General features: G+C 51.2%; 7 protein-coding genes and 1 pseudogene. All 8 read left to right on the top strand.

Translation table 11 applies throughout. The features are described 5' to 3' along the window. Window positions 1–242 (top strand): annotated as a pseudogene (locus AC4MRN_RS16035) (elongation factor G); the annotation flags it as partial. A gap of 142 nt (window positions 243–384) precedes the next feature. Beyond that, window positions 385–1,713, top strand: a complete 1,329-nt coding sequence (locus tag AC4MRN_RS16030; RefSeq protein WP_491203843.1) for a sensor histidine kinase — start codon at window positions 385–387, stop codon at window positions 1,711–1,713. Further along, window positions 1,706–2,701 (top strand): hydrogenase small subunit, encoded by a 996-nt coding sequence (locus AC4MRN_RS16025; protein ID WP_491203842.1) that lies wholly within the window; start codon window positions 1,706–1,708, stop codon window positions 2,699–2,701. The genes AC4MRN_RS16030 and AC4MRN_RS16025 overlap by 8 nt, the downstream gene beginning before the upstream one ends. 9 nt (window positions 2,702–2,710) lie before the next feature. After that, a complete protein-coding gene (locus AC4MRN_RS16020) occupies window positions 2,711–4,162 on the top strand; it encodes a nickel-dependent hydrogenase large subunit (protein ID WP_491203841.1) in 1,452 nt (483 codons plus the stop codon). Then, window positions 4,162–6,474, top strand: a complete 2,313-nt coding sequence (gene hypF, locus AC4MRN_RS16015; RefSeq protein ID WP_491203840.1) for a carbamoyltransferase HypF — start codon at window positions 4,162–4,164, stop codon at window positions 6,472–6,474. Before AC4MRN_RS16020 ends, hypF begins: the two co-directional genes overlap by 1 nt. Window positions 6,475–6,731: 257 nt before the next feature. Next, complete coding sequence (locus AC4MRN_RS16010) at window positions 6,732–7,808, top strand: hydrogenase small subunit (RefSeq protein WP_155014389.1); 1,077 nt, start codon at window positions 6,732–6,734, stop codon at window positions 7,806–7,808. Further along, on the top strand, window positions 7,808–9,616 hold the full coding sequence (locus AC4MRN_RS16005) for a nickel-dependent hydrogenase large subunit (RefSeq protein WP_155014390.1): 1,809 nt from the start codon (window positions 7,808–7,810) through the stop codon (window positions 9,614–9,616). The genes AC4MRN_RS16010 and AC4MRN_RS16005 overlap by 1 nt, the downstream gene beginning before the upstream one ends. Window positions 9,617–9,643: 27 nt before the next feature. Continuing rightward, window positions 9,644–10,387, top strand: a complete 744-nt coding sequence (gene cybH / locus AC4MRN_RS16000; RefSeq protein WP_491203839.1) for a Ni/Fe-hydrogenase, b-type cytochrome subunit — start codon at window positions 9,644–9,646, stop codon at window positions 10,385–10,387. The last annotated feature ends 164 nt before the right edge of the window (window positions 10,388–10,551 follow it).

The following is a 10,551-nucleotide window of genomic DNA, read 5'->3' as shown; positions in this document are numbered from 1 at the left end:
ACGTAATCGGTGACCTTAACCGTCGTCGTGGTATGATCAAAGACCAGGAAGCTGGCGCAACTGGCGTTCGCATCAAGGCTGACGTACCTCTGTCAGAGATGTTTGGTTACATCGGTCACCTGCGTACTATCACTTCTGGTCGTGGTCAGTTCTCAATGGAATTCAGCCACTACGCGAACTGTCCTCAGAACGTAGCTGACAAAGTAATCGAAGAAGCAAAAGCGCGTAAAGCCGCTAAGTAATTTCAGATTACGCTAACACATTTAAAACCCGCCTTCTGGCGGGTTTTTTGTTTTAAGCGCACGGTGTATTCACATCGCACAGGTTTACTCGCACAAGCAAGAGACGGTATAGTGCGGCTATTCGCAACCACACCATGCCAGTATGAGTGACTCACTGAACACACTGTCATTGCAAAGCATCCAGGGGGAAGACGCCTGGGTCAGCGTCATCCAGAAAATGGATGAAGCCTACGCAGAACTGGTGCAATCCCAGGTTGAAGTAGAACAAAAGAATGTAGAGTTAGAGGAGGCCAAAAGCTTCTCCGACAGCATTCAAAGTGCAATGAACGATGTGCTGATTGTGTGTGATAACGACGGTGTGATTGAAGGGGTAAACCGGGCTCTCACCGAATTAGTGGGTGAAAGCCAACAAGCATTGATTGGCCGCTCTTTGTTGACCTTTATTGAGCAGGACTACCGCGAGAAATTCCAGTCTTTCCGCGCCCGCCTGCAGGCCCAGCCGATCCGTGATTTTGAAATAGAAATTCAGGGCAAAGACGGCAAGGTGCCGTTGTCGGTGAATTGCACGGCCAGGCTCAACCACCGCGGCAAGAGCGTTGGTATGGTGTTGGTTGGCAGGGCGCTGGGCGAATTGCAACGCGCCTATAAAGAATTGAATACCGCCCACGCCGAGCTGCAAATTGCGCAACAGCGTCTTATCCAGTCTGAGAAGATGGCATCGCTAGGTCGCCTGGTTGCAGGTGTCGCACACGAACTTAACAACCCGATTAGTTTTGTCTACGGCAATATGCACGTTTTACGTCGCTATACCGACAAACTTAGCGCTTATTTTGATGCGGTCGCGCAGGGCGAAAGTCGTGACAATTTGCGCGATATGCGTGAGCAACTGCGACTCGACAAAGCCATTAAGGACCTGAACTCACTGGTGGATGGCACGATGGAAGGCGCCGACAGAGTGAAAGAAATCGTCAATGATTTGCGTCAGTTTTCTTCCACGCAGGTTTCCGAGAAAGCCTTATTTGATTTACGCCATGTGGTGCACACTGCGTTACACTGGATAATGAAAGAAACCAAATTTACGGTAGACATTCAGGATGCCTTACCAGACCCACTTAACGCTTATGGCCATGCCGGTCAGATTCATCAGGTTGTGGTGAACCTTATCGAAAACGCGATTGATGCGATGGCCGACAGCAGCGTTAGGCAGTTATGCCTGAGTGCGGACGTTAGCGAAGAGGGCGTAACCCTAGTCGTGTCAGACACCGGACCGGGGATCAGTGATCACGATGCGGCACAAATTTTTGAGCCTTTCTACACCACAAAACCCGTGGGCATGGGCACAGGGTTAGGATTATCAATTAGTTATGGTATTGTGTCACAACATGACGGCGAGCTGAGTGTCGACAACCGGCCGGAAGGCGGTGCAGTGGCCAGACTGTATTTACCTAACCAGGAGCCTGCCCGTGCTTAATTTATTGTGGCTACAATCCGGCGGTTGCGGCGGCTGTTCCATGTCATTGTTAAACGCAGAGTCTCCGGACCTGCTCAGCCTGTTTGAAAACGCCGGGATAAACCTGTTGTGGCACCCTTCGCTTAGTGAGGCGAGTGGGCATGAATGTATCGAGATGCTCGAGGGGATCCTCGCAGGCGAGATTGCGCTGGACATCCTGTGTATAGAAGGGTCAATGATGACCGGCCCAATGGGCACCGGGAAGTTTCACATCATGGGCGGCACCGGCAAACCCATGATTGAATGGGTGCAGGCCCTGGCAGAAAAGGCAATTCACACGGTCGCCGTAGGTTCATGTGCCGCTTACGGCGGCATTACCGCAGCAGGCTCGAATGATACTGATGCCACCGGCTTACAGTATGACGGTGAAATGCGAGGTGGCCTGTTAGGTAAAGATTTTGTCTCTGGCAGCGGTCAGCAGGTAGTGAACATCGCCGGCTGTCCAACTCACCCGGACTGGGTTACAGAAACCCTGATGAGTATTGCACTGGGCGAACACCAGGATGACAACCTCGACAAATTTGGCCGTCCCCGAATGTATGCAGATCACCTGGTTCATCATGGCTGTTCCCGCAATGAATTTTACGAATACAAAGCCAGTGCCGTGGACATGGGCGATCGTGGCTGCATGATGGAAAATATGGGCTGCAAAGGCACGCAGGCTCATGCGGATTGCAATACCCGGCCCTGGAATGGGCAGGGCTCTTGTACCAACGGCGGCTACCCCTGTATTAACTGCACTGCGCCGGAGTTTGAAGAGCCGGGGCACAGTTTCTGCCAAACACCTAAGGTAGCCGGTATTCCGGTTGGTTTACCCACTGATATGCCCAAAGCCTGGTTTGTCGCATTAGCGTCATTGTCGAAAGCGGCTACGCCGGAGCGGTTAAAAAAGAATGCCATCTCTGAGCAATTAATTTACCCTCCTACTATTCACAAGCGCAAAGACTAAGAGCCATCTATGAGCCGAATTGTTGCCGGACCGTTTAACCGGGTTGAAGGGGATTTGGAAATCACCCTGGATATTGCCGAAAATAAAGTTGTCAGTGCCGAAGTGAATTCGCCGCTTTATCGCGGTTTTGAACGCATCCTGTTAGGCCACAAACCCATGGATGCACTGGTGTATACACCGCGAATCTGCGGTATTTGCTCGGTAACACAGTCTGTTGCCAGTGCCCGGGCCCTGGCAGACGCCATGCAGTTGAGCATGCCGCTCAACGGTGAGTTGTGTACGAATTTAGTGTTGGCCAACGAAAATATCACTGATCTGCTCACGCATTTTTATTTGTTTTTTATGCCGGACTTTGCCCGCGACGTCTACGCACAACAGGACTGGTTCGGTGAAATCCACGCAAGATTTAAATCCACTTCTGGTACCGCGTCTGCACAAATGCTGCCTGCAAGGGCAGATTTCCTGCATTTGATGGGTATTATGGCCGGCAAATGGCCACATACGCTGAGTCTTCAGCCGGGTGGGGTTGCCAAGGCGATTGAAGCAAAAGAGCGGATTCGTTTACTTGCTATCATCGGCAGTTTTAAACGGTTTCTGGAAACGACGCTGTTTGGCGACGAGCTGGCGACAATTGCCCAGCTATCCAGCGAGAAAGACCTCTGGGACTGGCATGAACAGCAGCCCTGGCAATCCAGCGACTTCAGACGGTTTTTACATGTTGCCCGTTCAATGGAATTACAGAGTTTGGGACGCGCCACCGATCAGCTTCTGAGCTATGGTGCTTATCGAATTAACGGTAAGAATTTGTGGAAAGCAGGCTGTGTTCTGGGCGGTACCGCCGTACCGCTCGACACCCAGGACATTATGGAAGACCATGCTTACAGCTGGATGAGTGAGCCCGAGAAAAGCCATTTTCCTGCCGAAGGCGTGACCGTCCCGTCACTGGATAACGAGGCGGGTTACAGTTGGTGTAAATCTCCGCGCTTGAATCAACAGGTCGTGGAGGTTGGCCCGCTAGCCCGACAGGTGATTAACGGGCATCAACTGGCGAAGGATTTGGTAAGCCGCAATGGGGCAAATGTGCTCTCGCGTATTGTTGCCCGACTGCTGGAAATCGCCATTGTGGTGCCGCAAATGGAGCAATGGGTGAAGCAAATCGATCCTGGCGCGCCCTTTTGTCATCACGGTGAGATGCCTTCCGAAGCCTCCGGCATTGGCCTTGTTGAAGCGGCTCGCGGTTCTTTAGGCCATTGGCTTGAAGTGAAGCAAGGTAAAATTACCAACTATCAGATTATTGCGCCAACCAGCTGGAATTTCTCACCGCGTGATTTGGCCAGCCAGCCGGGAGCGCTGGAGCAAGCAGTGGTGGGGGCGCCAGTCATGGATGGCGAGAAAACGCCCGTGTCAGTGCAGCACATTGTCCGATCATTTGATCCTTGTATGGCCTGTACGGTGCATTAGTGTCACAGAGTAATGGAAGCAGGCTTCGCGTTAGTGGCGTGGTTCAAGGCGTTGGATTTCGTCCGTTTGTCTGGCAATTAGCCAATGATATGGCATTAACTGGTCAGGTGTTTAACGATGCCGCGGGCGTAACGATTGATATTCTTGCTAACGCAGCAACGACTGAACGCTTTGTTGAACGGCTCTGCAATGAACATCCGCCTTTGGCTGTCATTGAGTCTGTGACCACGGAGCCTGCGAGCTTCACCGAATTTAGTGGCTTTCATATTGTTGCATCACAAGCCGGTGAAGTGAGTACCGGTTGTGCACCGGATTCTGCAACTTGCACTGACTGTCTGTCAGAGCTTCACAATAGTAACGATCGCCGCTACGGTTATCCGTTCATAAATTGCACAAACTGTGGCCCGCGGCTGAGTATAATTAAACATATCCCGTACGACAGGGCGTCCACCACAATGGCAGATTTTACATTGTGCGAGGCCTGTCAGCGCGAATATGACAATCCGGCCGACAGACGCTTTCACGCCCAACCCAATGCCTGCCCGGACTGCGGGCCTCAATGCGTACTCGAATCATCAGACGGTACGGTTATTCAAGCTTCTGACCCCTTTGCCGTACTGGCAACAGCAATCAAAGACGGCAAGATTGTCGCGGTGAAAGGCATTGGCGGGGTACATTTGGTGTGTGATGCCACCAATGAGCAGGCCGTTCAACAATTGAGAGAACGCAAATACCGTCCCGGAAAAGCGTTGGCATTAATGGCCCATTCCACAGAGGCGATTAAGCAATATGCCATTGTGTCTGAGCATGCAGAAGCCATGCTTTCCAGCCCGGCGGCGCCTGTGGTGTTAATGCCAAAACGAAATTCAGACCCGTCATTTCATGCCATAGCACGGTCCGTCGCACCCGACACGGGCATGCTTGGGTTTATGTTGCCTTATTCGCCCATTCACTGGTTGCTCATGGCGCAACTGGACGTGCCCGTAGTGATGACCAGCGGCAATCGGTCTGGTTCGCCACAAGCGATCAGTAACGACGATGCCAGAGAGCAACTGCAGGACATTGCAGACCTGCTGCTATTGCACAACAGGCCAATTCACAACAGATTGGATGATTCTGTGGTACTGGCGGACAGTAGGGGCGTTCAGTTTTTCAGACGCGCCAGAGGTTTCGCACCGACAAGTCTGCCATTGCCCCCTGGATTCAGAGCGGATGAGCCGCTTATTGCACTTGGCGGGCAGTTAAAAAACACGGTTTGTATGGTGAAGAGCAATAAAGCCATCGTGACACAGCATTTGGGTGACCTGCACGATGCCAGTACCTATGACCAGTATTTGCATATTCAAACACTGTTTACGTCGCTATACGATATTCACAGCCAGCGCTATGCCTGTGACATGCACCCGGAATACCTGTCTACCAAAAATGCAGAAGGTCTGGCTGAACAAGGTAAGACACTGTTTAAAGTTCAGCATCATCATGCACATATGGCTGCATGCATGGGGGACAATCAGTACCCGTTAACCGCACCGAAGGTGTTAGGCATTTGTCTGGATGGTACCGGCTATGGCACAGACGGTAGTTTGTGGGGAGGTGAGTTTTTGTTCGGCGGTTACCATTCTATGGAACGTGTGGGTTCAATCACGCCGGTTCCTCTTATTGGCGGTGCGCAGGCAATAACATCTCCCTGGCGCACTCTGTATGCGCAGCTTCGTCAGCATTACTCTGCAACGGACATCGCTGCTTTTGCCAATCTCATCCCGCAACTGGGTTCACCGGTGTGTCAGACGTTTGACATGATGCTGGAAAAGGGCCTGAACGTGCCCATGACCAGTTCTGCCGGACGTTTGTTTGATGCCGTTGCAGCGGCGTTAGGGTGTTCAGCTGACAATATCAGCTACGAGGGTCAGGCCGCCATTCAATTGGAAACGTTGGCCGGGCAATGCTCCACTACTCCGGCCCCCTACGAATTTACTATCGAAGATAACCTCATTAACACCCGCTTGCTATGGCAAGCGCTGCTGGACGATCTCTCAGGTGGCCGGGATAAAGCCAGTATCGCTGCTGCATTTCACAGTGGATTCATTGATGCACTGCTTGCTATGACCGCCCACGTCCGACAAACCTATGAATTTGACACGGTGGCGCTGTCGGGTGGTGTTATGCAAAACCAACGCGTATTTCATGGACTGACGACTGGCCTGGAGTCTCAGGGTTTGACTGTCCTCACCCACAAAACCTTACCTGCCAACGACGGGGGGATTGCTTTTGGTCAGGCATTAGTCGCACTGGCTCAAGTTTCGTCTGTTTAGCGAGTTAACCAGGTGTAAACACACTTTCCGTTTTTCTTTCCAATGGTGAATTAGCTTTTCACTTAATCTCTCTGATATGTCTTAAGTTGCTGTTATTTAATGGTTATTATTTTTGGTCTGTTGTTTGCAGTGTAGCGCAGGAACATTACAACAATAATAGCTGAAACTGCTTACATCAGAACTCAAGATCAGGCTCCACAGGCCGTGCAAATTTGGCGTAAGTGCTTCTTCAGCGGGTATCACTGCCGGAGGACCAGATGTCCCAATTAGAGACCTTTTATGAAGTTATGCGTCGACAGGGGATCACCCGTCGTAGTTTTCTGAAATACTGTAGCCTGACGGCTGCTGCTCTCGGGCTTGGGCCCGCGTTCGCACCTCGAATCGCACATGCGATGGAAACCAAAGAACGGACGCCCGTACTGTGGCTGCACGGTCTGGAATGTACCTGTTGTTCTGAATCGTTTATTCGCTCCGCCCATCCCCTCGTAAAAGATGTTGTTTTGTCGATGATCTCGTTGGATTACGACGATACTTTGATGGCATCTGCCGGTCATCAGGCGGAAGCGATTCTTGAAGAAACCATGCAGAAGTACAAAGGCAAATACATTCTGGCAGTGGAAGGTAATCCGCCGCTTAACGAAGATGGCATGTTCTGTATTGTTGGCGGTAAGCCGTTTCTGGACCAGCTAAAACACGCAGCAAAAGACGCTGCTGCAATCATTGCCTGGGGATCCTGTGCATCCTGGGGATGTGTACAGGCTGCGCGTCCCAACCCGACGCAGGCTGTACCCATCCACAAGGTGATTAAAGATAAGCCAATTATTAAAGTCCCGGGCTGTCCGCCCATTGCAGAGGTAATGACCGGTGTTATTACCTACATGCTGACCTTTGGCAAAGTGCCTGAACTCGACCGCCAGGGTCGTCCGAAAATGTTCTATAGCCAGCGCATTCACGATAAGTGTTACCGCCGTCCGCATTTCGATGCGGGACAGTTTGTGGAGCAGTGGGATGACGAAGGCGCACGTAAAGGCTATTGCCTGTACAAAGTAGGGTGTAAAGGACCGACTACGTATAACGCCTGTTCAACGGTGCGCTGGAACGAAGGGACATCATTCCCTATTCAGGCTGGTCACGGTTGTATCGGCTGTTCGGAAGACGGTTTCTGGGACAAGGGCTCCTTCTACGACCGCTTAACCGACATTAATCAGTTTGGCATTGAATCAAATGCCGATGAAGTAGGCACCGCCGTTGCGGGTGGTGTAGGCGCGGCCATTGCTGCACATGCTGCCGTCAGTGCGATAAAACGCGCGCAGCATAAGGGAGAACAAGAATAATGAATACGCCGTTAAATTCAAAATTATTAGACAGTTCAGGACGCCGCATTGTGGTAGATCCGGTGACCCGGATCGAAGGTCACATGCGTTGTGAAGTTAACGTGGATGACAACAATATCATCCGCAATGCCGTTTCAACGGGGACCATGTGGCGCGGTCTGGAAGTGATTCTGAAAGGCCGCGATCCACGTGATGCCTGGGCGTTCGTAGAACGTATTTGTGGTGTGTGTACTGGTTGTCACGCGCTGACCAGTGTCAGGGCCGTAGAAGATGCATTAGGCATCGATATTCCTTTGAATGCGCACCTTATCCGTCATTTGATGGACAAAACCCTTAACATCCATGACCACGTTGTGCACTTCTATCATTTGCATGCGTTGGACTGGGTAAACCCGGTAAATGCACTAAAAGCGGATCCGAAAGCAACCTCAGCGTTGCAACAGAAAGTGTCCTCATCGCATCCCTTGTCGAGCCCTGGCTATTTCCGCGATGTACAAACCCGTATTAAAAAGTTCATTGAAAGTGGCCAATTGGGCCTGTTTGCCAACGGATACTGGAGTAACCCGGCTTATAAACTGCCACCAGAAGCGGACTTGATGGCCGTTGCCCATTATCTTGAAGCGCTGGATATGCAAAAAGAAATCGTCAAAATCCATACGATCTTCGGCGGTAAAAACCCACACCCGAACTTTATGGTGGGTGGAGTACCGTGTGCGATTAACCTGGATGGCACGGGGTCTTCAGGTGCGCCGGTGAACATGACCAGTCTGAACTTTGTATTGGAGCGTATCCGCGAAGCGGAAGCCTTTATTAAAAATGTGTATATCCCGGATGTCATTGCTATTGCCACGCTTTACAAAGACTGGTTACACGGTGGTGGTCTGGCTGCGTCAAACGTACTGTGTTATGGCACACATACCGTGGTGCCGGGTGACAAATCTACCGACTTGCTACCAGCCGGTGCCATAATTAATGGCAACTGGGATGAAGTCCATCCGGTAGATGTTCGCGACCCGAATGAAATTCAGGAGTTCGTTGATCACAGTTGGTATCAGTATGCCAATGGGGCGAAAGGGCTGCATCCGTGGGATGGTGAAACCGAAGCAAAATTCGAATTGGGGCCAAACTTCAAGGGCACTAAAACGAATATCAAAGAACTGGACGAAAGTGCTAAGTACAGCTGGATAAAAGCGCCTCGCTGGAAAGGTCACGCCATGGAAGTAGGGCCGCTGGCTCGCTATATCGTCGCTTACGCGTCAGGCAAAGAATATGTTCAGGATCAGGTGGACCGTTCACTGTCGGCATTTAATCAGGCGACAGGCATGGATCTGGGTCTTAAGCAATTTCTGCCATCAACACTTGGCCGCACGCTGGCCCGTGCACTGTGTTCTGAACTGTGCGTGGATTCCATGCTGGACGACTGGCATCAATTGGTAAATAACATTAAAAACGGTGATACCTCTACGGCTAACGTTGAAAAATGGGATCCAAAAACCTGGCCGAAAGAGGCGAAAGGGGTGGGAACCAACGAAGCGCCTCGCGGGGCGTTGGGTCACTGGATTAAAATCAAAGACGGTAAAATCGAGAATTATCAGGCAGTGGTACCGACCACGTGGAATGGTTCTCCGCGCGACTCTGAAGGCAATATCGGGGCGTTTGAAGCCTCGCTGCTTAACACGCCAATGGAACGTCCGGACGAGCCGGTTGAAATCCTGCGAACCTTACACAGCTTTGATCCTTGCCTGGCCTGTTCGACGCACGTTATGAGCGAAGATGGTCAGGAGCTGACCAACGTGAAAATTCGTTAAGCGCTTGCGCTCACGGGAGACTCAACTATGTCTACGTCAGTTAAGAGAAAAGACCTGACCGACAATCACCACAGTGGTGAAGAGAAGGTCATTACCCGTCGTCAAACGGCGGTGTACGTGTACGAAGCGCCGGTGCGGTTGTGGCACTGGGTAACGGTATTTTCCATCATTACCCTGTGTATCACCGGGTATTTTATTGGTCAGCCGTTGCCGACCTTACCGGGTGAAGCCAGCGATAACTTTTTAATGGGTTATATCCGGTTTGCCCACTTTGCTGCGGCATATATCGTGACCATCGGTTTTATTGGCCGGTTGTACTGGGCGCTGGTGGGTAACCATCATTCCCGCGAACTGTTCTTTCCCAAGTTCTTTGTGAAAGCCTGGTGGAAAGAGGTGTGGCACGAGATGCGCTGGTACATGTTTATGGAAAAAACACCCAAGAAGTACATCGGTCACAATCCGTTGGCTCAACTTGGAATGTTCTTTTTCTTTATTCTTGGCATGATTTTCATGATCGTAACCGGTTTTGCGTTGTATAGCGAAGGTGCCGGGCAGGGCAGCTGGCAGGATACGTTATTCGGCTGGGTGATCCCGCTGTTTGGTCAGAGTCAGGATGTTCATACCTGGCACAGACTGGGTATGTGGTATCTGATCACATTTATTATGATCCATGTTTATGTGGCCATTCGCGAAGACATCATGTCGCGTCAAAGCCTGATCTCTACCATGATCAGTGGCTGGCGGATGTTTAAAGACGATAAGCCAGACTAAGCTCCTCAGTGGGGTGCGGGTGGAATTGTCGACCTGCCTGCGCCCCCATTCCTTTCACTCAATAACTGAAATGCGCATGCCGGAATCTCGAAACGTCAATCTGCCTGCATCCGGGCTTCGTTTTACCGGTCGAAAACCTGAACACCCCGGGGCGTTTCTGGAAC

It is taken from the genome of Marisediminitalea sp. (assembly GCF_984433645.1).
The sequence above is the reverse complement of the archived record's forward strand: the minus strand, read 5'-3'. Positions and strand labels throughout refer to the sequence as shown.